This window comes from Actinoplanes sp. KI2 (assembly GCF_025630775.1).
In the GTDB taxonomy this organism is placed as follows: domain Bacteria; phylum Actinomycetota; class Actinomycetes; order Mycobacteriales; family Micromonosporaceae; genus Actinoplanes.
Genome location: NZ_JAOSZE010000032.1, coordinates 1 through 22,732, shown reverse-complemented (window position 1 = coordinate 22,732; position 22,732 = coordinate 1). Strand labels below are relative to the sequence as shown.

Below are 22,732 nucleotides of genomic sequence, written 5' to 3'. Positions count from 1 at the left end.
GGGGGCGATCCGGGGGGAGGATCGATAGGCTGGTCGTCACCCCCGCTTCTCCACCGAAAGCGACACCGCCATGCAGGTCTCGGTCGCGCACCATCCGCCGAACACGGCCGTCCTGGTGCTGCGTGGTTCCCTCGACATCGACACGGCGCCCGCCCTCAAGGCGAACCTGAACCGGCTCGTCGAACGCCCCAGCCCGCGGGTCGTGGTGGATGTGTCCGGGTTGGACTTCTGCGATTCGATGGGGGTCGGCGTGCTGGTCACCGCGAGCGGCCGGGCGACCGAGCGGGGCGGCTGGGTGCGGCTGGCCGCGCCGTCGGGCTTCCTGCGCCGGCTGTTCGACACGCTCGGGCTCACCGACTACCTGGCGCTGTTCCCGGACGTGGCGGCCGCCCTCAAGGAGTGAGGGCGGCCGCGTACCGTCAGCTGGTCACTCCGAAGACGATCCGGCCCAGCGTGTCCTCGACGCCCACGAAGCCCTCGGAGGGCAGGAAGGCGCTGTCGCCGAAGTCGACGTCCACGTCGTCGGCGGTGCCACCGACGCCGTCCGGCCCGACCCCGAACAGCGTGCCGAAGCCGGTGCCGCCCGCGTCCATCAGGTTGGGCAGCGCGTCCTGGTTGTCGGTGTGGAAGTCGCCGAAGAAGTGCCCGGCCTCGTGCGAGATCACGTTGCTCAATGCCTGGCCGAGGAACGCGATCCGGTTGCTCTGCGGGGTCAGGTACGTGTTCAGCGACGCCTCCGAGTCACCGGCCGGCGCACTGAGCACGTCCAGCAGCACCAGCGCGGTCTCCTTGGTCTCGAAGTTGCCCGGGTCGATGCTCTGCGCGATCCCGATGGTGTCCACTCCGGACTCCTCGATCGTGCCGCCGACCACGATCCGGCTGACGTTGGCCTGGCCCCACGGGTCCGCGTCGTCCTTGCTGTTCTTGATCTTCAGCTTGAACTTGCTGTTGAGGCCGCTGGCCACCAGGTCCTTCTTGATGTTCTCGGTGACCCCGGCGACGATGGCGTCCTCCAGGGCGTCCTCGTCGGCGCGGGTCAGGCCCCAGTTGGCCAGGAAGGCCGCGAGCGGGCTGAGGTCCCGCTGCCCGGACCCGCCGAACACCCCGGTGTTGACCCGGGCGCCGTCGAAGTCGAGGAACAGCGTCTGGTTCGGGGTCGCGCCCTGCAACGCCGGCCGGTAGGCCTCGACCGAGATGTCGTACGCCCCGGAGCCGGAGGCGACGCCCACGTAGTGCCAGCCGGCCTTGGTCGCCACGTAGTCGGTGACCGCGTTCCCGCCGCCGGGCAGCGGCGACGCCATCGGGTAGATGAACGACGCGTCCTGGAAGGAGCCGTGCACCTCGCGCGGCACGGTGTCGTACACGGTCAGGTAGCTCGCCGAGCCGGTGACCGACGCGCCGAGCACGTCGCCGGGCTTCAGCTTGACCGCGAAGAAGTCCCGGTCGACGCCGCCGGCCGTCATGGTCAGCGTGTACGGGCCCTCGCTCGGCGGGTTGGTGTCGCCGATCCCGTCCCCGGAGCCGGAGTCGAACGGGTCGCCGGGCAGCCCGCTGTACGCGGCGACGCACAGGTAGAAGTCGCCGGCCGCGGCCACGGTGTAGGTGATCTGGCTGTCCAGCCCGCTGAAGTCGTCGTTCGCGGCGAGCAGCGTGCCGTCCGGGGCGAACAGCAGCAGCACCGTGTCGAGCGGGCCGGTCGGGGTGGCGGTCTTGAGCGTGAGCACCTGCCCCGCCGTGGCCGACAGTTTGTAGAAGTCGAAGTCGTTGCTGCCGTCGCCGGTCTGCCGGCCGTGCGGCCCGTCGCCGATCTGCGAGTCGACGACCGCGCCGGTGCGGAAGTCGCCGATCCCGATGTCGCCGGCGAGCGGGATCGAGCCGTTGTCCTCGGCCGGGGCGGGCACGCTGGGCGTGCTCACGGGCTGGTTGTCGAGGCTGCCGAGCACCCTGATCTTGGAATATTGGCTCGCGCCGGTGCCGAAGCCGGTCACCCGCTGCCCGGTGGCCGGCGTGTCGTTGCCGCCGAGCGTGCCGTGGATCTCGTCCTCGTCGACGACCACGGCCGGCGTGGTCGCGGCCGCCTTGGTCGCCGCGTTCGCGGCGAGCGCCTTGGCCCGGGCGGCGTCCTTGGCCTTGGCCTGTGCCTTCATGTAGTTGGCCCAGCCCGAGTAGTCCACCTTCGAGCGATCCGGCACGTCGGCGAGCAGCGGGTTGGGTCCCGCCGGCTTGGCACCGTACGGCGCCTTCGGCACCACGCCGATCCCGGCGTCGAGCGAGGCCTTCTCGGCCGGGCTCAGTCCGCCGGCCTTGGTGGGAGTGGCGGCGTGTGCCGCACCCGGCGTGATCAACGCCAGGCCGAGCACGGCCGCGGAGATGGTGGCGATGCTGCGTCGCATCGTGTCCCCCTTCGGTTCATCCGAACCCCCCGGTCACGGATGGCAGGGGCGACGTTACCGAGGACGGACGTCGATATCTAGAGCTGTCGATACACCGTAACAACAGCTCTGATCGGCTCCGGGGTGCTGTCTTTGGACGCTCACCCGGAAGGCGCGGCCGACCCGCTCCACATCGGAGTCGGCCCGCGGGGTCCTGGCGCTATCGGGCGGGACCGGTCTGAATCCGCTCCAGGGCGGCGACGGCGGCGCCCCGGGCGCCGGCCATGTCGAGGTCGGCCACCAGCGCGAAGGAGGCCACGGCCAGCTGCTCGCGGCGCAGCTCGGTGGTCTCCCGGACGGTGTTGAGGAACCACTGCCGGAAATGCGGGTGGGCCTCGACCACGCCGCCGCCGAGCAGGTAGGCGTGCGGGTCGGTGAAGTTGGCCGCGATCGTGAAGAGCTTGCCGATCGCCCGGGCCTGCTGCCCGAAGACCGCGAGGGCGAGAGGGTCCTCCTTCTCGCCGTAGCCGCGCAGCAGCTTGGCGGCCTTGCCGATCGGCTCGCTGGCCAGGGGGTGGTCGGGGAAGCGGCTCAGCCAGTACGGCAGCAGGTTGTTCTTGATGCCGGTGAGCGAGGCGATGCTCTCCACGTCGCCCTCGAAGCCGCAGTTGCAGGCCGGGATCGGCTGGTCGGCCTCCAGCACGCCGTGCAGCGGGATCTGCACGTGACCCAGCTCGCCGGCCATCCCGGCGGCGCCGCTGACCACCCTGCCGTTCTCCACCACGCCGCCGCCCAGGCCGGTGCCGACGATCGCGGCGACCGAGGAGCGCCGCATCGCGTTGTCGCCGAAGTGGCGGTGGTGGGCGTAGAGGGCGGCCGCGTTGGCGTCGTTGTTGTAGATCACCGGCAGGCCCAGCTCGGTCTCGAGCGCGCCGCGGATGTCGAACCCGTGCCAGGACACCTGGTTGAAGTTCGTCGAGCCCTTCGAGGAGATCACGCCGTTGGCGCTGGCCGGGCCGGGCGTGTCCAGGCCGACCGCGCGCACCAGGGTCAGCGGGGTACTGGTCAGCTCGAGGATGTTCCGGAAGGCGTCGGCGAGCGCGGTGACCGCGGCCTCGGGGCCCTCCTGCACGAGGCTCGGTATCTCCACCAGATGATCGACCAGGAATTGCCCGGTGGCGTCGAGCACGGTGGCGTTGTTGCAGGTGCCGCCGTTGTCGAGGCCGACGACGACCCAGCTGGCGGGGGTGCGCACGGGTTCTGCCTGATCCACGAGGGTGAGCGTACGTCCGTTTCGGCCGCCGGTGGTACGGGTGCGCGAGGATTGCGGGCCGGTCCGTCTCCGCCCGTTCGCTTCCCGGCCGGCCACCTGCCGTTCACGAAGGGTGTTTAGGCTGGCCAGTGAGATGGAGTCAGGTACCGGGCACGTCGTGCTCGACACGGGTGCGGACGACGGGTTCACGTCGCTCCGGCGACCGGCGCGGCCGCGCGCGGACCGCTACGAGCTCGGCCGGTCCCTCCGCGAGCGCGCGCACCGCTCGGACATGGCGTTCTGGACGCCGCCGGCCGGCCGCGCCGACCCGGTCCAGCAGGTGATCGACCAGAACGTCGGCCGCCGGCCGTGGCTGATCCCGGTCCGGATCGGCCGGATGATCTCCTCGCCGTACGCGTTCCTGCGCGGCTCGGCGAACATCATGGCCGACGACTTCGCGGCCCTGCCGTCCACCGGCATCACCCCGGTCATCTGCGGCGACGCCCACCTGGGCAACTTCGGCTTCTACGCCTCCCCCGAGCGGGAGCTGGTCTTCGACCTCAACGACTTCGACGAGGCGCACCCGGGCGCCTGGGAGTGGGACCTGCGCCGGCTCACGGTCAGCGTCTACGTGGCCGGCCGGCAGAACGGGTTCCGCGAGACGGCCTGCGCCGACGCCGTGCGGCACTGCGTCGACGAGTACAAGGAGCAGCTGGCCCACCTCGCCGAGCGGCCGCTGCTGGGCCGCTCGTTCGACCGGCTCGACGTCGACCAGCTGCGGTCGGCGGCGACCCGGGACAGCTTCCGGGACGAGATCGAGCGGGCCGCCCGGCGGGCCCGGCGGCGCACCAGCGACCGCGCGCTGCCCCGCTTCACCGAGCGGCGGGACGGCACGCTCAAGCTGGTCCAGGAGCCGCCGTTGATCACTCGGCCGTCCGAGGGCGAGTGGGAGGCGCTCGCCGAGGCGCTCGACGGCTACCTGAACTCGCTGCCACCGCACTGGGCGCGGATCCTCGCCGGGTACCGGATCGTCGACATCGCCCACAAGGTGGTCGGCGTCGGTTCGGTGGGTCTGCGGGCGTACGTGGCGCTGTGCGAGGGCAGCAGCCCGGACGACGTGGTGTTCCTGCAGCTCAAGCAGGCCCGCCGCTCGGTCGTCGCGGTGCACCAGCACGGCGAGTCGGCGTGGCACCGCCACCAGGGCCAGCGGGTGGTCGAATACCAGCAGGCGCTGCAGACGGTCAGCGACCCGCTGCTGGGCTGGACCACGGTCGGCGACGTCCAGTTCTACGTGCGGCAGTTCCGCGACATGAAGGGCGCGATCCTGGTCGAGGACATCGACGCGGGCGCGCTCGCCGACTACGCCGGGATCTGCGGGTTCCTCCTCGCCAAGTCGCACGCCCGGACGAGCGGCGCGTCGATGATCGCCGGGTACGTCGGCGGCAGCGACAAGCTGGCCGACTCGCTGTGCCGGTTCGCCCGCGCCTACGCCGACCAGGTGGAGCGCGACCACGCGGCGCTGGTGGCGGCGGTCCGCCGGGGCCTGCTGCCCGCGGAGACGGTCACATGAGCGGGGTCGTCGCCCTGTCGCATCCCGCGCTGCTGGAGTTCTGGCGGGAGCGGCACCTGTGCACCTTCACCACGCTGCGCAAGGACGGCTCGCCGCACGTGGTCGCCGTCGGCGCCACCCTGGACGCCGACGCCGGCCTGTGCCGGGTGATCTCGTCGTCGCTGTCCGCCCACGTCCGGCACATCCGCAACGGCGCCGAGCAGGTCGCGATCTGCCAGGTCGACGGCCCGCGATGGGCCACGATCGAGGGACTCGCCGAGGTCCGCGACGATCCGGCGTCCGTTTCCTGCGGTGAGCGGTGGTATGCGGCCCGCTACCGCACGCCCCGTCCCAACCCCGCGCGCGTGGTCATCGAGATCAGCGTGACGAAGGTCCTCGGCTCGAGCGCGTTCCGGGGTTAGCGTCGAGGGCGTGAGCAGCTTCGAGGCGGATCCCGAGGTGGGGCCGGAACGCCCGGTCAGCATGGAGTTGCTGGAGGGCGCGCCGGTCGCGCTCGGCGGGCCGCGCGGCTTCGCCGTCACCCGGACCCTGCCCAACCGGCAGCGGCGCATGGTCGGCGCGTGGTGCTTCCTGGACGCGTACGGGCCGCACGACATCCGCGACTCGGCCGGCATGCGGGTCGGCCCGCACCCGCACACCGGCCTGCAGACGGTGACCTGGCTGGTGGCGGGCGAGATCCTGCACCGCGACACGCTCGGCAACCACCAGGAGATCCGGCCGGGGCAGCTCAACCTGATGACCGCCGGCCGGGGCATCGCCCACTCCGAGGAGACGCCGCCGCGGAACTCGGGCGTGCTCCACGGCGTACAACTGTGGGTTGCTCTGCCGCACGCGGACCGCGACATGCCCCCGGCCTTCGCCCACCACGCGGCGCTTCCGGTCGTCGCCCTCGGCGGCGGCATCACCGCGACCGTCCTGATGGGCACGCTCGGCGACGCGACCTCGCCGGCGCGGATCCACACCCCCCTGGTGGGCGCGGAGCTCACCCTGGCTGCCGGGGCTCAAGCTGCGGTACCGCTCGATCCCGGTTTCGAGTACGCGGCGCTGGCGCTCGACGGTGCGGCGAACGTGGACGATGCGACGCTGAAGCCGGGACCGCTGCTCTACCTGGGGTCGGGACGGTCCACGGTGCGGCTCGCCACATCGTCGCCGGCCCGGGTCCTGCTGCTGGGGGGCGAGCCGTTCGAGGAACGGCTCGTGATGTGGTGGAACTTCGTGGCCCGCGAGCACGACGAGATCGTCCAGATGCGTGCCGACTGGGAGTCGCGGACGCCCCGCTTCGGGGAGGTCCGCGGCTACGACGGGCCGCCGCTGCCCGCTCCCCCGATGCCACTGACCCGGCTGGTCCCGCGCGGCCGCGTGCGCTGATCCCCGCCGTTCCCCGCGGATCGCCCCGGGCCGCCGCGTGCGCTGATCCCCGCCGTTCCCCGCGGATCGCCCCGGGGCTGCCGCGTGTGCTGATCCCCGCTGGGAGCGATGCGCGCGCATTCCGCTTGACGTGCCTTTTCGCCGGGCGCATCGTCGAGGGGTAGGCAGGGAGTCTCTCGTGAGCGTCTTGGATGTGGGGAAACTTGTCCTGATAGTGGCCACGCCCACGCTGGTCGGCGCGGCGATCGTCTACGCACCGCGGTGCTGGGAGGCGGCGGCGGGCTACTGGGAGACGCGCCGGCCGAAACCCCCGCAGCCGTACGGGCCGCCGATCGAGCAACTGGCCGCCGACCTGCGCCGGCTCCTGCTCCTGCACGGCTCGCTGACCGCGTCGGCGGCGGTGGCCATGCGCGCGCATCGACTGTGGGCGGTGGAAGCGGCGATCGCGGTGCGCGCCACCGAGGCGGCCCGCGCCCTCGGCGTACCGCACCGGGAACCGGAAAAGCCCGGCGCGCTGCGGCGCGATGAGCTGGTGTCGCTGCTCAGGGCGCTGTCGGCGGCCGGGCTCGTGTTACCGACCAAGGTCGGACCGTTCACATCGGACGGTCGCCTCGGCTGAGGGGAACGGGTGCTGCTGTTGCGCCCGGACGATGCGAAACGGCGACGGTGTGCACCCCGCCGCCGTTCCTCTCCCGGTTCGCGCCGCCATGACCTCGCACGCACCTGGGGGGCAAGCCGTGCGAGCGTCTCTGGGGTGTGGCGCGAGGGGCGGCCGCGAAGTACGGGGGCGGCGGCCGCCATCCGGGGGATCGAAGGTCCAGTGTCCTCGTTTCGAACGCTGGAACCTCGGTGTCCCGAGTGCTCATCCACCGTGACATCCGCCGGCACCTTGATCCGCAGGAAGCGGGAGTGGCGTTCGCCACCCTCCGGAAACCCGCCGGTAACCTTTCGGTACCCCGGACGGGTCCGCCGGCAATTCGTGCGGGTCCTCAAAACGAGTTTAAGAGTTTCTTAAGTCGGCATTTTCGGCACACCGTGACGTGGCGTCAATCGATGCCGACGATCCGTACCGGTCCCGGGAACGTTTGAACTGTTCGGCATGGTCGTGCGTACTCTGCCGTGAAGGAACGAACGCGGACCGCGTGACGGCCGCGCCGACTCTCGGTCACCATGCGGCCACCCGGCCCGGCGACGCGCTCACGAGGGTGCTGGCGCACGTCGCAAAAGCGTGGTTAACCTTCCACATCCACCGGATGGGAGGGGGAACCCCACCGGGCCGGAGCGGAGATTCGATCTTGGGAAGAGCGGGGGGCACGATGCGGCACAGGGGCGGACCAGACACCCCCGATCGCCGCCTGCCCGCCCGCGGGGCCGCCGCATGAGCTACGAGGACGACGAATACTGGGAAGAGGAATACTCCGAGTATTCCATCATGCCGAATACGGCAGTCGTTCAAGAACGCCAATACACGAAGCGGACCGCGCCGGACGCGGTGATTCCGACCCGGCGGCCCGGCAACCCCGACGAGCCGGTCGACGAGCTGGCCGCCCGCCGGCAGCGACGTGCCGCGGGTAACACCCCGCCCGGACCGTCCCGGCCGCAGGCCGTCTTCGACGGGCAGCGGCCGAGCTGGCTGGACGACCCCGACTTCGCGCCGGTGGACACGTCGGTGCCCAACCTGGCCGGCGATCTCGCCGACGTCGACCTGAACCGGCCGGAGCTGGGCGCCGACTTCGACGCGCCGGACTTCCCGATGAGCAGCACCGGCGACCTCGCCGGCCGGCGCGACGACCGGTTCGGCAACTTCAAGGACGACATCGACGAGCCGTTCGACCACCGCGACCTCGAGGCGTACGGGCACGGCCCGCAGACCACCACCCGGGTCGACCCGCCCGAGGAGCCGAAACCGCAGCGCAAGGGATGGCTGCGGCGCAAGCAGGCGCAGGAGGCGGCGGAGGCCGAGTCGCGCAAGGCGGACCGGAAGAAGGGCCGGGGCGCGGAGGCGAAGGCCGGCCCGCGCGATGTCCGAAGTGGCCCGGATGCGCGGCTTGCCCCGCCCGAGGCCGCCCCGCCCGGGCGCGCGCCGCAGCCGGGCCAGCACGCACCGCAGCCAGGTCAGCGGGCACCGCAGCCAGGTCAGCACGCGCCCCAGCCGGGTCAGCGGGCACCGCAGCCAGGTCAGCACGCGCCCCAGCCGGGTCAGCGGGCACCGCAGCCAGGTCAGCGGGCACCGCAGCCGGGTCAGCGGATGCCGCAGCCAGGTCAGCGCGCGCCCCAGCCGGGTCAGCGGGCACCGCAGCCAGGTCAGCGCGCGCCCCAGCCGGGTCAGCGGGCACCGCAGCCGGGCCAGCGGATGCCGCAGCCGGGTGGGATCGATCCGCGAGGCGGGCAGGCCGGGCGGGACATGGCGGCACGCGCGGGGCAGATGGAGCGCGGCGCGGACCAGCGCGACGGCCGGCCGTGGCGTGGCGGCCCGGCCGAGCAGCCCGGCCGGCGCGAGGACGAGGCCGCCGCGAGCGGGCGCGCCCGGGTGCCCGAGCCGTCCGCGAGCGACCTCTACCGGCGACCCGACGACCGGCGCCCGGCCGGCGACGGTCAGCGCTGGACAGACGCCCCCGGCAACCCCCGCCGCGCCGACGACGGCCGGCGCTGGGCCGACGAGGCGGGCCCCGAGCAGGGCCGCCCGGGTTCGAGGGGGGACGGCCGTCCCCGCGGACGCCGGCCGGTCGACGCCGAGCTGGACATCACCGACTCCCGGATGCGGCGCCCGGCGAGCGGCCCGGACCCGCGCGGCCGCCGCTCCCGCGACGAGCTCGACAGCACCGACCCGCGGCAGCAGCGTCCGGTCGGTGACCCGCGCACCCGCCGCGCCGACCCCGACGCCTGGTCGGACTCGCCCCGCCCGACCGGCCGCACCGCCTTCTGGGACCCGGACGCCGACGACCTGTCGGCCGGACGCGCCGCCGGCTACGTCGAGTACGACGAGCGTCGTCGCGACCGGCGCCCGGACGCGCCGCCGGTCACCGCACCGGGCGACTACGACCAGGGCTTCGGCCCGGTCGGCGGCACCGGCTGGTCCGAGAACGAGACGCGCCGCCGGCCCGAGCCCCGCCCGGACGATCAGGCCGCATGGGCCGGGAGTCCGCGCTGGGAGGACGACCGCGAACGGGTCACCTCCTGGGACATCGAGGGCGAGGCCACCTGGAACGACGAGCCCCCGGCCGGGTCGACGGCCGACCTCACCGACCACCGCCCGCAGCCGGAAGCCCCGGCGGCCGACCGTGCCCGGCCCGACGACCAGGACCAGGACGACGAAGAGCGCCCGGACGGCGACGGCCCGCGCGTGCTCAGCAAGGCGCCCCCGCCCACCCCGACCCGGGTCATCAGCCGCGAGGAGCCGCCGCCCGCCCCACGCGTGGTCAAGAAGGCCGAGCCCGGCGACGCGCCCCGGGTGGTCGGCACCAACCCGGCCGTCCCCGCCGCGCGGGTGATCCCGCCACCGACGGTTACCCCGAGCCCGGCCGGCCAGCCGCCGGCGAGCCAGCCGCCGATCGCTCCGGCCGCGGGTCCGCAGTCCCCGCCCGGCCGGCCGCCGATCGCTCCGGCCGCCGCGGGACCGCAGACTCCGCCCGGCCAGCGCCCGATCCGTCTGGACCCGGCCGCCTTGCGGCGCCCGCCGGAGTCCGGCGCGGGGATGCCGCCGCAGGACGGTTCCCCGGCGGAGACCGGCTCCCGCCTGATCCGGCCGCCGCAGCCCGGCGAGACCGGCTCCCGCCTGATCCGGCCGCAGCAGCCCGGCGAGACCGGCTCCCGCCTGGAACGGCCACAACACCCTGGCGAGACCGGCTCCCGTGTGGAGCGGCCACAGCACCCCGGCGAGACCGGCTCTCGCCTGACGCGGCCGCAGCAGCCCGGCGAGACCGGCTCGCGGCTGATGCGTCCGCCGCCCGGGGACACCGGCACCCGGCTCGGCGTGCCCGGCTCGCCCGCCGACAGCGGCAGCCGCCTGGGCTCGCCCGAGCAGGGCGTGTCGGACACCGGTACCCGGCTCACCCACCCGGACGGCCGCCCCCGGCGCAGCCCGCGCACCGCGCACGTGATGCTCACCGAGGGCGACGGCCCGTGGTCGATGGTTCCGGACGATGCCCCGCCGGCCGCCGAGCCGGTCAGTGGCCTGTCCCGGCCGATGTCTCCGAACCTGCCGCGCACCGGTCTCGACCCCGTCCCGCCCGCCGCCGTCCCGCCGGCGACGCTGCCCCCGGCGGCGACCCATGCCGGCACGGTGCCGCCCGCCACCGTGCCCCCGGCCGCGGCACGCCCCAACCCGGTGGCGCCCGGCGGCACACCACCCGCCAACGTGCCCCCGGCGGCGACGCGTCCTGCGCCGGTTCCGCCCGCCGCGGTTCCGCCCGCTGCCTTTGCGCCGCCGACGGCGGTGCCACCCGCCGCGGTTCCGCCCGCCGCCTTTACGCCGCCGACGGCAGTGCCACCCGCGGCAGCGCCGTCCGCGCCCGTTGCGCCGCCGGTGGTGCCGCCTGCCGCGGCGGAGCAGCCGTCCACTCCGAGGCCCGCGGCGCCGGACACCGTGCGGCCCGCCGCGTCCTCGGGAATGCCGGGAGTGGCGTCTCCCCCGCCCCGAGCGCCCGGACAGTCGGCCGACACACCGGTCTCGCCGGCCGCCGGCCGACCGACCGTCCCCGCCGAGATGCCACGTGCCGGGCGGCGTCCGGCCGCCGACTCTCCGCGTCCCGACCAGCCGCAGCCCGGACAGCCGCAGCCCGGACAGCCGCAGCCCGGACAGCCGCAGCCCGGACAGCCGCAGCCCGGACAGCCGCGGCCTGGGCAGTCGCGGCCGGTGTCACCGGCCGCCGGGCAGGTGCCGGGTCAGTGGCCGACGGGTCCGGCACAGGCCGCGCCGCAGCCGGCCACGGGCTGGGCCGACCCGGCGGCGGAGGGTGCACCGCCCCGCCAAGCTCCCGCGACGCCGCCCCGGCCGACCTCGCTCGCGTCCGCACCGATCAGCGCGCCGTCGGGCGCCCGGCCCGACCGGAGCGTCGGCGTACCGATGACGCGCCCACCGGCCGAGGGGCAGCCACCGGCCGAGGGGCAGACACCGACCGAGAGGCAGACACCGACCGAGAGGCAGACACCGACCGAGAGGCAGACACCGACCGAGAGGCAGACACCGGCCGAGGGGCGGCAACCCACCGACGGGCCGGCGCCCGCCGACGGGTGGACTCCCACCGATGGGAAGCCACCTGCCGATGGGCGGCACGGCGCGCCGGAGCAGGGCGAGCCGACCCCCGGCGAGGCGAAAGCTACGGCGGATCCTCGGCCGGGGGCGCACGCGGCTCCCTACATGGATCCGGACGGGACTCTGCACAACCTTCGGCCGATCGCACGGCTGGAGGTGTCCGGGCCGGATCCGGAGCCGAAGCGGACCGCGGACACCGAGTTCGGCGGGAAGTGGTTCACGGCGCCCAAGGAGGACGCTCCCGAGCCGGCGACCGAGGCCGCCGCCGAGGACGCGGCCCGGGACGAGGCCGAGAGCGGGGTGGTCCTCAACCTGGACCTCGCCGGGCTGCTGAACGGTGTGGCGATCGAGACCGAACCGACTGCCGGGGACGACGCCCAGGGCGGGCCGGCCGGCGCCGAGTCTGCTGTGGATCGGGCGGAGACCGGCGCGGACGACGCGACGCGTACCGGCAAGGAATGGGAGAACCGCAACCGGCCGCCGGACGCCGCCACCGTGCGGGCCGAGGTCGCGGAGCGGATGGCGGCGCTGTCGCTGATCCCGGGGCCGGAGCCGGTGTTCGACAAGGACGCCGCGGAGCCCGGCAAACCGCCGGCGGCGCTGGCGGCCGCGGATCTGGACGCGATCCGGTGGCGGCTCGACGGCGGGACGCTGCGCGAGGTGGTCGACGACAAGGACGCGCTGCGCGAGCTGGGCGAACGGCTCGACGGGCCGCTCGCCGACGAGGTCGACAACGTGGCCAAGGCGGGGCTGCTCAGCGTGCGGGCCGAGGTCTACCGGCTGCTCGGGGAGCTGGGCATGGCCGCCGCCGCGAGCCGGCTGGCGCTCGCCCACGCGGAGTCGGCGCGGGACGTGCAGTCGATGGTGATCGCCCAGGCGGAGCTGGCTCACATCCTTCGCCTGCGCGGGGACTTCACCGAGGCGGACCGGCTGTTCGCGAAGGCCGCCGCCGCCCGGGTCCCGGAGACGCTGCGCAGCGTGGTGCACGAGAACGCCGGGCGGTGCTGCTTCGACCAGGGCCGGCAGATGGAGGCGCTGGACCACTTCGCGAAGGCGGTACGCCTCGGGCGGCCGGACGACCAGGAGTTGGCCGAGCGGATCGGGGTCTGCCTCGAGGCCGTCTACATCCACGTGCTGCGCGACGGCTGGGGACCGTACCCCCGCGAGCTGCGGGAGATCATCCCGCCGGAGAAGGGCGGGAAGGCGCCGGACGCCTTCGACGAGATCACCGCGGAGCGGCGGATCGTCAAGCCGCGCTGACACCCCGGGCGGCTTCGCTCAGACGTGCTCGGGAACCGGCTCCTCCCGCCGCTGGCCGCCCATCGTCACGCCGGCGCTGGCCAGCGTCACCAGCAGCAGCGCGATCACCTCGACGGCGTCCAGCCGCTGGCCGAGAATGAGCAGCCCGGCGATCGCGGCGGCGGCCGGTTCGAGGCTCATCAGGATGCCGAAGACCCGGGTCGGGATGCGGCGCAGCGCGTTGATCTCGAGCCCGTACGAGAAGACCGAGGAGAGCAGGGCAACGGCCGTGGCGCCGATCAGCAGGCTCGGCCGGCTCAGCACCGCACCGGCGCCGGGTGCACCGAACGGCAGCACCAGCAGGGCGGCGACGGCGAGCGACACGGCGAGCCCGCCGGTGCCGGGGACCAGGCCGCCGAGCTTGGCGCTGAACACGATGTAGCCCGCCCAGCAGAGGCCGGCCAGGAACGCCAGCAGGAGCCCGCCGAGCGGGGCCGAGCCGCCGCCGGCCGTGCCGAGCAGCACCACCCCGGCCCCGGCCAGCAGCGCCCAGAACAGGTCGAGCACCCGGCGGGTCTGCACCAGCGCGAGCAGCAGCGGCCCGAGGAACTCGACGGTGACCGCGATGCCGAGCGGGACGGTGCGCAGGGCCAGATAAAAGATCAGGTTCATCCCCGCCATGACGACGCCGAGCACGGCGGCGGCCCGCCAGGCGGCGCCCGTCCAGTCGCGCAGCCGGGGCCGGGCGAAGACCGCGATCACCACGGCCGCGATGGCCAGCCGCAGCAGCGTGACGCCGGCCGCGCCGAGATCGTCGAAGAGCGTCGTCGCCACGGCGCTGCCGAACTGCACCGAGGTGATCGACGCCAGCACCAGCAGCGGTGCGGGCAGCTCGAGCCGTCTCATGTCCCCGAGTCTCCGACGTCGGTAAGGAGCGATGGGCGGGGGCACCCGATATGGTGCGCCCGCTCACCCTTCCTACACCGGGGGTACGACAGTCACTGACCCGGCCGGCCCAGCCCGGGCCGGAACCAGTCCGGCCGGTCGCCGGGCGCGTCGAGCACCTCCCCGACCAGCGGCTGTTCGGACCGGCTCGCCCGCCGCCCGGCCACCGGCAGCCCCAGCGTGACGTTCCGGTCGTCGCCGTCGCCGGTCGCCGTGTGCCGCCCGTCGGACGGGACTGTGCCGCTGCCGGTGCCCGGTACCACCGGCGGCGCGGAGAACCCGGTCCGCGGCACCCATGCCCCCGGCCGCGGGCTCATCGCCGCCGCGGCGCCGTACGCGCGGACATCCGGACGTCCCGAGGCGATCGCCGGCGGCTCCGGCACGTCCGCCGGCTCCGGGATCTCCTCCTTCTCGAAGGCCCGCGACCCGGTCGGCCACAACTTCGGCGCGCGCCGGGCCGCCAGGTCCTCGGCCCAGCCGAAGAGCAGCACGGCGATCAGCGTCACCACCAGCGCCATCACCAGGTCTACCCCCGCGCCGAGCCGGCCGGCGAGGTCGTCGAGGGCGACGAAGGCCAGGATCGGCCAGACCGCGTCGATCGCGATGTTGTGCCACAGGTAGACCGTGACCGCCCGCGCGTTCAGCAGCGTGACCAGCCGGTCCAGCGGCCGGACCCGGGCCAGCCAGGCCATCGGCGGCTGCCAGCGCAGCACGATCAGGACGAACGCGATCGACCACAGCGCCTGCGACTCGGGGACGTCGTTGAGGTCCCACGGGTCGTCGCCCTGGTGCCCGCTGAGGTAGTACATCGCCGCCGCCCCGAGCGCGATCGCCACCGGATAGGCCACCCACACCGGGAGCCGCCGCAGCCGCCCGTCGCGGTGCGCGAAGCCGGCCATCCAGCACGCCCCGAAGGTCACGAAGTCCCACATCGCCGCGTCGGCGGTGGCCGGCAGGGTCAGCCCGGTCCGGTCGAGCACCACGATCAGCGCGAGCGGCAGGGCGACCGCGGCCCAGCCGATCCGCTTGTACAGCGCGTACAGGAACGGCGAGAGCAGGATGAACCAGAGGTACGCGCGGACGTACCAGAGCGGCTCCCACGCGTCGACCGCCGCGTCGCTGCCCGGCGGGTCGCCGACCGGGAAGATCCAGAACAGCAGCCGGGGCAGGCTGAACGGGTGCTCGCCGCCGACCTCCTGCCGCCAGCCCATGATCAGCATGACCGGCACGACGATCAGCCCGAGCAGCCACAGTGGCGGCAGCAGCCGGCGCAGCCGGGAGTAGACGACCCTGCGGCCGGCCCGCCGCTCCAGGGAGGCGGCGGTGAGCGACCCTGCCAGGGCGAACATGATGCCCATCGCGGGGAGCACGATGGACAGCCAGGGCCAGCCGAAGAGGTGGTAAACGATCACCCGGACGATCGCCGCGGCCCGGAGGAGGTCCAGGTAACGATTTCGCACCGGGGCACCGTACTGATGGATCAGGGTCTTTCGGGACCGTCCTGGCGGTCGGCAAGAAACACCCCGCAGGCCTACCGCGAACGAATGAAGTGTCCGAATTGTCTGTGCGATTGTGCGACTCGTCTGCTCCCCTGCATCGGGGACGTCTGCCCAGGTCGTACGGCAGAAAACAGCGACGCACGACGGTGCGTGACCGGCGGCAGCCACCTTGGAGGGAGGTCACCGTGGCCGGTTTGTGACGTTGACCTCTGGCGAAAGGCGCCGCGGACACGCCCGGCGTCGGCGAATCGACAGGAATCGCTGCATGCGGAGAAAACGTCTGGTGGTGGTCGCCGCGGCGACCTCGGCGCTGGTGCTCGCGGGGGGCATGGCGGCCACGACCGCCGGCGCGCAGGTGACGCCGAAGCTACCGGGCGCCACCCTGCCGGAGGCCGCTCAGCGCGCCGCGCCCGGCCCGCCGGCGACCGTCCTGCGGACCGCCGCCCGCCGGATCGTCACCCACTCGGACATCTCGAACAACCCGATGGCGCCGATGCAGCAGCGGGTGCTCGACCTGATCAACCTGAATCGGCGGCGCGCCGGCTGCGGCGCCCTGTCGCTGGACCGGCGGCTGATCGCCGTGGCCAACCTGCACGCCGCCGACATGGCCCGCCGCCACTACTTCGCGCACAACTCCCCGCGCGGCGACTCCCCCGGCGACCGGGTGCGGAAGGCCGGCTACCACTGGCGGCAGTACGGCGAGAACATCGCCCGCGGCTTCTCCAGCGCGTACGACGTGGTCAACGGCTGGATGCACAGCGCACCGCACCGGGCGAACATCCTGGACTGCCGGCTCCATCAGATGGGCATCGGCCTGGCCATCGGCCGCGGCCGCACCGCCTACTGGGTGCAGGACTTCGCAACGCCGATGACCTGATTTGCCCCCATAACCTGACTCAACTCCCAGGGCACCGGGCCGATTCTCCTCGCGAATTCGCGCCAAAGGCCGTTCCCCCGAACGCCACGGCGAGCCTTGCTGTGCTTCTATGTGCGCACACAAGTCCTGGGGAGGACCAAGTTGCGAGTGAGTCGGGTTACCGCCCGTCTCGCCGGGGCCGCGTTGGCGACCCTGGTGAGCGGCGCGGGCATCCTGGCGCTGACGCCCTCGGGCGCCGGCGCCGCGGTGCGCACCGCCCCGGCGGCCAAGGTCGTGACCACCACGGTGGTGACGAAGGCGGCAGCCTCGGGGTGCGCCACCGGTAAGTATCAGAAGCAGGTCGAGGGCTACCTCAAGAAGCTCGGCGGCTACGGCACCGTCACCGTCGACGGCAAGCAGTCCGCCGCGGACTGCGCGGCCATCAAGAAGTTCCAGAAGCGGTTCGGCATCCAGCCGGCCCAGGGACTGGCCGGCCCGACGACGTACGACGTGGCTCAGCGGCTCGCGTCGACGAACACGTCGGCCTGCAAGGCGAAGTCGTCCGGGGTCACCTTCTGCGTCGACCTCACCCACCAGACCACGTGGGTGATGAAGAACGGCAAGGTGTACCTCAAGCCGACGATCACCCGGACCGGCATGAAGGGCTACCGCACGCCGGCCGGCACCTTCAAGATCAATAAGCGGACCGCAAAGGAGTGGTCGAACCCGTACCACGTCTGGCTGCCGTACTGGCAGCGATTCGTCGGCGGTCGCGGGTTCCACCAGACCACCACCTACATCCACGACAAGTGGCGGGGTTCGCACGGCTGCGTCAACCTGCTGCAGCAGGACGCGAAGGCGTACTACGGCATCGGGAAGATCGGCTCGACGGTGAAGGTGTTCGGGCGTCGCCCCGGTACCTGATCGTGATCAAGGGTTGAACGGCGCCCGGACCCCGGGCGCCGTTTTGCTTCACGCGCGGCGACGTGCGTGCGTGGTCAGCACCTCGTGCCTGGGGAAATGGCGCTCGGCGCCGTCCCCGGTGATCAGCCGCAGGCCGTCCCGCCCGAGGGTGTAGGTCACGTCGAGGAACCGGCTCACGCTGTCGTCGTGGTGCACCACGGTCAGTTCGTCGGCTCGCTGCATTGCGCTTCACGTCCTTCACGGTTCACGTTGCCAAGGGGATACGTGCCGGGATCGGGGGACGGTTCACCCAGGGTGCGGCCGCGGGTCAAGGGGCAAATGCGGCATCGACCGGTTTGTCCCCCGCGATGTCGGACGTCCGACGCGGTCGAAGCGAGCGTCGCCGATGCCGCCGAGCCGTGCGGCATAGAGTGGCGTCCGTGCTTCGCGAAGCCCCTTACCGCGCTCCACGGCCCGCCCGCGCCCGGCTCCGGCCGGGCGTTCTCGCGCTCGGCATCGTCACGCTGATCACCCTCGCCGCGGCCGCGTGCGACAACGAGGACAAGGGCGTCACGGTGGGCGCGGCCACCACCGGCACGGTCAGCGAGATCGTCGAGGCGCCCGGCTCGGTCACCGCCCGCTCCGCCGCCACGCTCAGCGCCCCCGCCGCCGGCACCCTGACCGACCTGCGGGTCGAGGCCGGCGACCAGGTCCGCAAGGGCGACGTGGTGGCCGTCATCGACTCGCCCGAGCTGGTCGCCCGCCGCGACGCCGCCGCGAAGGCCCTCGACCAGGCGTCCCGCGGCGGTGGCACGCCCACGGTGAGCCTGGCCGGCTACACCGCGGTCCGCAAGCGCACCGACAAGCAGGCCGCCTCGGCGTTCGACGACGCCCGCGCCGCCGCCGGCCAGGTCGCCGACCCGCGGACCAAGGCCGTGCTGCTCAAACAGGTGGATGCGGCCGAGCAGCAATACCGGGCGGCCTCGGCGACCGCCGCCGCGGCCCTGCGCTCGGTCCAGCGCGGCGTGGCGTCGCTCGGCGCGGCGGTCGGCGCGCTCGCCACCGCCCAGCGGCTGCAGGCCCAGCAGGCGTACGACCTGGCGCAGGCCGCCGTGGACGCGCTGACGCTGCGCGCCCCCGTCGCCGGCGTGGTGCAGCTGGGCGGCGCCGCCACCGGCGGCGGCACCTCGCTGAGCGACCTGATCTCCTCGGCGTCCGCGGGCGGCGCCGCTCCGGCCGCCCCCGCCACGACCACCGGCCTGCCCGGCGTCGACGAGGCGGTGCCGCAGGGCGCCTACGTGGCGGCGGGCACCCCGATCGCCACCATCGTCGACGTGAGCCGGCTGGGCCTGGTCGCCGAGGTCGACGAGACCGACGTGCTGCTGGTCAAGCCGGGCGTGACGGCGACCGTCGAGCTCGACGCGGCCTCCGGCGTGACCTACCGGGCGACCGTACGCGCGATCGACCTGCTCCCGACCACCTCCGCCCGCGGCGGCGTCTCCTACCGGATCCGGCTCGACCTGGCCGCCGGCACGCCGACCCCGCGGCCCGGCATGAGCGCCGTGGTGCGCCTGCAGGTGCGGCAGGCGACCGGCGCGGTGACCGTACCGGCCTCGGCGATCGTCAACGCCGACGGGCAGGACACGGTGTGGGCGGTGCGGGACGGCCGGTACCGGCGGGTGCCGGTCGAGCTGGGCGTGCAGGGCGAGGACGTCGTGCAGGTGACCTCGGGCGTGACGGCCGGGCAGCGGATCGTGGTGGCCGGCGCCGATCAGGTCCACGCGGGCGACAAGGCCTCATGACCACGATCACCGGTCCGGCGCCCGCGATCGTCGCCGCCGGCGTCGCCCGCTCGTACGAGCTCGACGGCGTGTCCGTGCCCGCGCTGCGCGGGGTGTCGCTGACCGTCTCGGCCGGCGACTACGTCGCGATCGTCGGCACCTCCGGCTCCGGCAAGTCGACGCTGATGCACCTGCTCGGCGCCCTCGACCGCCCGACCAGCGGACAGCTGCTGATCGGCGGCCGTGACGTCGCCACCCTCTCGCCCGCCGAGATGGCCCGGCTGCGCAACGAGACGATCGGGTTCGTCTTCCAGTCGTTCCACCTGCTGGCCCGCACCACCGCCCGGGACAACGTGGCGCTCCCACTGGTCTACCGCGGCACCGGCCGGCGCGAACGCCGGGAACGCGCCGCCGCGATGCTGGCGCGGGTCGGCCTCGGCCACCGCCTCGACCACCGTCCCAACCAGATGTCCGGCGGCGAGCAACAACGGGTGGCGATCGCCCGCGCCCTGGTCACCGGCCCCTCGGTGCTGCTGGCCGACGAGCCCACCGGCAACCTCGACTCGGCCACCGGCGCCTCGGTCCTCGAACTGCTCGAGTCGCTCAACGCCGACGGCGTCGCGGTCGTGCTGGTCACCCACGACCGGGACGTGGCCGCCCGCGCCCGCCGCCAGATCGTCATGAAGGATGGGCTGATCGTCCCGTGAGACTGGCCGAGGCGTGGCGGGTAGCCATCGACGCCCTGCGAGCCAACCGGCTGCGCAGCGTCCTCACCATGCTCGGGGTGATCATCGGAGTCGGCGCGGTGGTGGCCCTGGTCTCCATCGGCACCGGCACCAAGCACCTGATCGAGCGCCAGGTGGAGGGCCTCGGCTCCAATCTGCTGATCGTCGTGCCGGGCCGCCTCGACCCGGGCGCCGCCCCCACCTCGTCCCCGCTGAGCCTCGACGACGTGGACGCGGTCACCCGCGTGGTCGGCGACCGCTCCCGGGTTGCCGTGACGGTCAGCTCCGGCGAGACCGTCCGGGCCGGCGACCGGGCCGCGTACGCCAGCATGCAGGGCGTCCTCGAGACCACGCCCGGCGTCTTCGTCCGCCACCTGAACCGCGGCGCCTACCTGACCCGTACCGACGTCACCACCGGCCGCCGGGTGGCGGTGCTCGGCGCCGGCATCGCCCGGCAGTTGTTCGGCGAGCGCGACCCGATCGGCCGCCAGATCACCGTCGGCGGCGTCCGGTTCCGCGTGATCGGCACCTTCGAGCCGCTGGGCCAGAGCCTGGGCGTGGACCGGGACGGCGAGATCCACGTCCCGGTCACCGCCGCTCAGCGCCTGCTCGGCACCGACCGCATCGACGCCCTGGCGATCCGGGCCCCCGACCGGGACACCATCGACCAGCTCTGCGCGTCGGTGGTCGCCACCCTGGTCAAACGCCACCCCGACACCGACTTCAGCGCGGTCACCCAGGAGCAGATCCTCGGCGTGCTCGGCTCCATCCTGGGCGTGCTGACCGGGGTGCTGGCCGCGATCGCGGGGATCAGCCTGCTGGTGGGCGGCGTGGGCGTCTCCAACATCATGCTGGTCTCGGTCCGCGAACGCACCAAGGAGATCGGACTCCGCAAGGCGGTGGGCGCCCGGCCCCGCGACATCGGCGTCCAGTTCCTGCTGGAGGCGGTGCTGCTCACCACGATCGGCGGCGTCCTCGGCATGGCCCTGGGCATCACCACCGCTGTGCTGGTGGACCGCCTCTCCCCGGTCCCCGCCGCGATCACCTGGTGGTCCCTTGCCCTGGCCTTCGGCGTCTCCGCGGCGGTCGGCATCATCTTCGGCGTGATCCCGGCGCAGCGAGCCGGCCGCCTGGACCCGGTCGTGGCCCTGCGCACCGAGTAGGACGACCGTCAGCCGGTCAGGTGCCGGGCCAGCCGGAGGGCGAGGGCGGCCAGCGTCAGCGTCGGATTCGCGGCGGGCGACGTGGGAAAGACCGAGTTGTCGCAGGCATACAGATTGTCGTACGCGAGGAACCGCAGGTCGGCGTCGACCACCCCGGCCCCCGCATCCGCCATCCGCAGCGTGCCGACCTCGTGCGCCACCCCGCCCAGCTTGGCGGTGGCCAGATCGAGGTTCTCGCCCACGATCGCCTGCGCCCCGAACCCGTCCAGGATGTGCTTGCCGATGCCCGCCACCTCGTCCTGCAGAGCGCCCGGCAGCGGGGCCGGCTGGACGTCGACCTGCACCGGCAGATGCGGCGGGCCGGTCAGCGACACCCGGTTGGCCGGCACCAGCGGGGCGTGGAACAGGAAGACGACCTCGCCGAGGGTCGCATCGCCCTTCTGCTCGCGATGCCGTCGCAGGTTGTCCGGATCTATGTAGCGGCCCTGGTTGAAGTCCGCACCCAGTTCCAGCACGACGTTGTACGAGTGCCGATCCTCCGACGTGTCCCGATGTCGCGACCAGACCTTCGCCGACGACGACGCGTCGGCCCACGGCGATCCGGCCGGGAGGGAGAAGTGCGTGTACCGGATCGGGTGGTCGGTGATCCCCCACCCGATCAGCCCGGCCGGGTCGGCCAGCCCCGACTGCAACGCGATCTTCGCCGACTCGATGGTCCCGGCGCTCAGCACGACCGTGTCCGCCCGATACTGGCGCTGCCGCCGCCCGAGCAGGTCGTAACAGTCCACCCCGGTGACCCGCCCGCCGGCGTGCAGCACCCGCTGAACGGCGTGGTTCAGGTTGATCGTCGGCAGCCTGGTGCCCGGATCGTCGACCAGCCGGTCCTCGGCGAGCAGATCCGCCGTGGAGAACATGCCGCCGGGAATGGAGAGCGGGGTGTATCCCTGATACTGCACGGCCACCGGTGCGTCGAGATGGTCGTACTCCGGCAGCAGGGCCGACAGGTGCTGCTTGACGTCCTGCTGGTAGGTGGACCCGAGCGGACCGTTCCGGTTGAGCGCGTCCTCGGCCAGCCGGTACCCGGTGCTCAGCAGATAGTCGCGGACCGGCGCCGGCCATGCGGAGAGCTCCCAGGCGCCCATCCGCGGGATCAGCCCGCCCCAGAACACCGACCGCCCGCCCAGGTTGAAGGCCTGCGCCCCGCCGAAGTACGACCCCGGCACGTTCACGTAGTTGGCGAAGCTGAAGTCCGGGTAAAGCCCCCAGACGTTCTTGTCGAACCGCCCGATCCGCAGCCGCCGCGGCAGGTTGGCCACGTGCGTGGGGAACAGGTACGACCCCGCCTCCAGCACGAGCACGTCGGCGCCCGCGTCGCTGAGCTGGTCGGCGAGGAGCCCGCCGCCCATCCCCGAACCGACCACGATCACGTCGTACCCGTGCTGCTCGTCATGATTGGGCCGGAAGATCAGCGACTGGACCCGCGAGTTCTCGGTGAGCACTGCCGGCATCGGGTTGAAGCGCACGACGTCGTCGCCGAAGTCGAAGGGCCCGTCGCCGGCCGGCAGGCCGAGGTTCGGCCCGTCCATCCACGTGCCGTCCAGCACGAACTTGAACTCGAAGGGGCCGGCGTCGTCGAGGACGAACCGCCACGCGCCGTCCTCGAAGACCCCGGGACGATCCTCGGCCCAGGCATCATCGGCGGCCCGGATGACCACGGACTCGTCGGGCGGATGGAGCTCGGTGAAGAAGCGCACCTCAGGCATGAGCCCACCGCACCAGAACGGAGCCGGAAGCGCTGTCCTAGA

At 73.4% G+C, this 22,732-nt stretch carries 16 protein-coding genes and 1 pseudogene; 11 read left to right on the top strand and 6 right to left on the bottom strand.

Translation table 11 applies throughout. The annotated features are described in order from the left end of the window. Positions 1–70 precede the first annotated feature (70 nt). The gene (locus ODJ79_RS30525; protein ID WP_263027071.1) at positions 71–403 is read left to right on the top strand and encodes an STAS domain-containing protein; all 333 of its coding nucleotides are present in this window, start codon (positions 71–73) and stop codon (positions 401–403) included. A 16-nt stretch (positions 404–419) separates the two neighbouring features. On the opposite strand, the gene ODJ79_RS30520 is transcribed toward ODJ79_RS30525, so the two are convergent. Both ODJ79_RS30520 and ODJ79_RS30515 read right to left on the bottom strand, forming a co-directional pair. Then, positions 420–2,393: a PPC domain-containing protein gene (locus ODJ79_RS30520; protein ID WP_263027070.1), complete on the bottom strand. Its 1,974-nt coding sequence runs from the start codon at positions 2,391–2,393 to the stop codon at positions 420–422. Positions 2,394–2,592: 199 nt separating this feature from the next. After that, the gene (locus ODJ79_RS30515; protein WP_263027069.1) at positions 2,593–3,645 is read right to left on the bottom strand and encodes an ROK family protein; all 1,053 of its coding nucleotides are present in this window, start codon (positions 3,643–3,645) and stop codon (positions 2,593–2,595) included. Between the two features lie 133 nt (positions 3,646–3,778). Here ODJ79_RS30515 and ODJ79_RS30510 point away from each other — a divergent pair, with 133 nt between their 5' ends. From ODJ79_RS30510 to ODJ79_RS30490, 5 genes are all read left to right on the top strand, one after another. Beyond that, a complete protein-coding gene (locus ODJ79_RS30510) occupies positions 3,779–5,194 on the top strand; it encodes a DUF2252 domain-containing protein (protein WP_263027068.1) in 1,416 nt (471 codons plus the stop codon). After that, complete coding sequence (locus ODJ79_RS30505; protein WP_263027067.1) at positions 5,191–5,595, top strand: pyridoxamine 5'-phosphate oxidase family protein; 405 nt, start codon at positions 5,191–5,193, stop codon at positions 5,593–5,595. The genes ODJ79_RS30510 and ODJ79_RS30505 overlap by 4 nt, the downstream gene beginning before the upstream one ends. Positions 5,596–5,605: 10 nt before the next feature. After that, complete coding sequence (locus ODJ79_RS30500) at positions 5,606–6,562, top strand: pirin family protein (RefSeq protein ID WP_263027066.1); 957 nt, start codon at positions 5,606–5,608, stop codon at positions 6,560–6,562. A 178-nt stretch (positions 6,563–6,740) separates the two neighbouring features. After that, complete coding sequence (locus ODJ79_RS30495) at positions 6,741–7,181, top strand: hypothetical protein (protein ID WP_263027065.1); 441 nt, start codon at positions 6,741–6,743, stop codon at positions 7,179–7,181. A gap of 759 nt (positions 7,182–7,940) precedes the next feature. After that, positions 7,941–13,076, top strand: a complete 5,136-nt coding sequence (locus tag ODJ79_RS30490) for a hypothetical protein (protein ID WP_263027064.1) — start codon at positions 7,941–7,943, stop codon at positions 13,074–13,076. An 18-nt stretch (positions 13,077–13,094) separates the two neighbouring features. On the opposite strand, the gene ODJ79_RS30485 is transcribed toward ODJ79_RS30490, so the two are convergent. After that, a complete protein-coding gene (locus tag ODJ79_RS30485; protein WP_263027063.1) occupies positions 13,095–13,961 on the bottom strand; it encodes an EamA family transporter in 867 nt (288 codons plus the stop codon). Between the two features lie 92 nt (positions 13,962–14,053). Then, positions 14,054–15,460 (bottom strand): acyltransferase family protein, encoded by a 1,407-nt coding sequence (locus ODJ79_RS30480; RefSeq protein ID WP_263027062.1) that lies wholly within the window; start codon positions 15,458–15,460, stop codon positions 14,054–14,056. Positions 15,461–15,764: 304 nt separating this feature from the next. Here ODJ79_RS30480 and ODJ79_RS30475 point away from each other — a divergent pair, with 304 nt between their 5' ends. Together ODJ79_RS30475 and ODJ79_RS30470 are read left to right on the top strand one after the other, a co-directional pair. Then, entirely contained in the window at positions 15,765–16,376 is a 612-nt protein-coding gene (locus ODJ79_RS30475) for a CAP domain-containing protein (protein WP_263027061.1), read from the top strand. A 147-nt stretch (positions 16,377–16,523) separates the two neighbouring features. Continuing rightward, a complete protein-coding gene (locus ODJ79_RS30470; protein ID WP_263027060.1) occupies positions 16,524–17,279 on the top strand; it encodes a L,D-transpeptidase family protein in 756 nt (251 codons plus the stop codon). Between the two features lie 48 nt (positions 17,280–17,327). Here the strand turns inward: ODJ79_RS30470 and ODJ79_RS30465 are convergent, their stop codons facing one another. After that, complete coding sequence (locus ODJ79_RS30465) at positions 17,328–17,501, bottom strand: hypothetical protein (protein ID WP_263027059.1); 174 nt, start codon at positions 17,499–17,501, stop codon at positions 17,328–17,330. Positions 17,502–17,626: 125 nt separating this feature from the next. Between ODJ79_RS30465 and ODJ79_RS30460 the strand changes: the two genes are divergently transcribed. The 3 genes and pseudogenes from ODJ79_RS30460 to ODJ79_RS30450 all read left to right on the top strand — a co-directional run bounded on the left by ODJ79_RS30460 (position 17,627) and on the right by ODJ79_RS30450 (position 20,927). Beyond that, positions 17,627–19,060, top strand: coding sequence for an efflux RND transporter periplasmic adaptor subunit (locus ODJ79_RS30460; protein ID WP_411267386.1), 1,434 nt, complete (start codon positions 17,627–17,629; stop codon positions 19,058–19,060). Continuing rightward, positions 19,057–19,858, top strand: a pseudogene (locus tag ODJ79_RS30455) (ABC transporter ATP-binding protein); the annotation flags it as partial. The gene ODJ79_RS30460 and the pseudogene ODJ79_RS30455, both read left to right, overlap by 4 nt. After that, entirely contained in the window at positions 19,743–20,927 is a 1,185-nt protein-coding gene (locus ODJ79_RS30450; protein ID WP_263027057.1) for an ABC transporter permease, read from the top strand. The pseudogene ODJ79_RS30455 and the gene ODJ79_RS30450, both read left to right, overlap by 116 nt. A gap of 8 nt (positions 20,928–20,935) precedes the next feature. Here ODJ79_RS30450 and ODJ79_RS30445 read toward each other — a convergent pair whose 3' ends face one another. Continuing rightward, on the bottom strand, positions 20,936–22,690 hold the full coding sequence (locus tag ODJ79_RS30445) for a GMC oxidoreductase (RefSeq protein WP_263027056.1): 1,755 nt from the start codon (positions 22,688–22,690) through the stop codon (positions 20,936–20,938). Positions 22,691–22,732 lie beyond the last annotated feature (42 nt).

What these genes read in the sequence shown, in the direction of transcription:
- ODJ79_RS30485 (WP_263027063.1), bottom strand. Translation starts at nt 13,961, where the DNA reads ATGAGACGGCTCGAGCTGCCCGCACCGCTGCTGGTGCTGGCGTCGATC.
- ODJ79_RS30445 (WP_263027056.1), bottom strand. Translation starts at nt 22,690, where the DNA reads ATGCCTGAGGTGCGCTTCTTCACCGAGCTCCATCCGCCCGACGAGTCC.
- ODJ79_RS30520 (WP_263027070.1), bottom strand. Translation starts at nt 2,393, where the DNA reads ATGCGACGCAGCATCGCCACCATCTCCGCGGCCGTGCTCGGCCTGGCG.
- ODJ79_RS30475 (WP_263027061.1), top strand. Translation starts at nt 15,765, where the DNA reads ATGCGGAGAAAACGTCTGGTGGTGGTCGCCGCGGCGACCTCGGCGCTG.
- ODJ79_RS30465 (WP_263027059.1), bottom strand. Translation starts at nt 17,501, where the DNA reads ATGCAGCGAGCCGACGAACTGACCGTGGTGCACCACGACGACAGCGTG.
- ODJ79_RS30525 (WP_263027071.1), top strand. Translation starts at nt 71, where the DNA reads ATGCAGGTCTCGGTCGCGCACCATCCGCCGAACACGGCCGTCCTGGTG.
- ODJ79_RS30505 (WP_263027067.1), top strand. Translation starts at nt 5,191, where the DNA reads ATGAGCGGGGTCGTCGCCCTGTCGCATCCCGCGCTGCTGGAGTTCTGG.
- ODJ79_RS30510 (WP_263027068.1), top strand. Translation starts at nt 3,779, where the DNA reads ATGGAGTCAGGTACCGGGCACGTCGTGCTCGACACGGGTGCGGACGAC.
- ODJ79_RS30490 (WP_263027064.1), top strand. Translation starts at nt 7,941, where the DNA reads ATGAGCTACGAGGACGACGAATACTGGGAAGAGGAATACTCCGAGTAT.
- ODJ79_RS30460 (WP_411267386.1), top strand. Translation starts at nt 17,627, where the DNA reads ATGTCGGACGTCCGACGCGGTCGAAGCGAGCGTCGCCGATGCCGCCGA.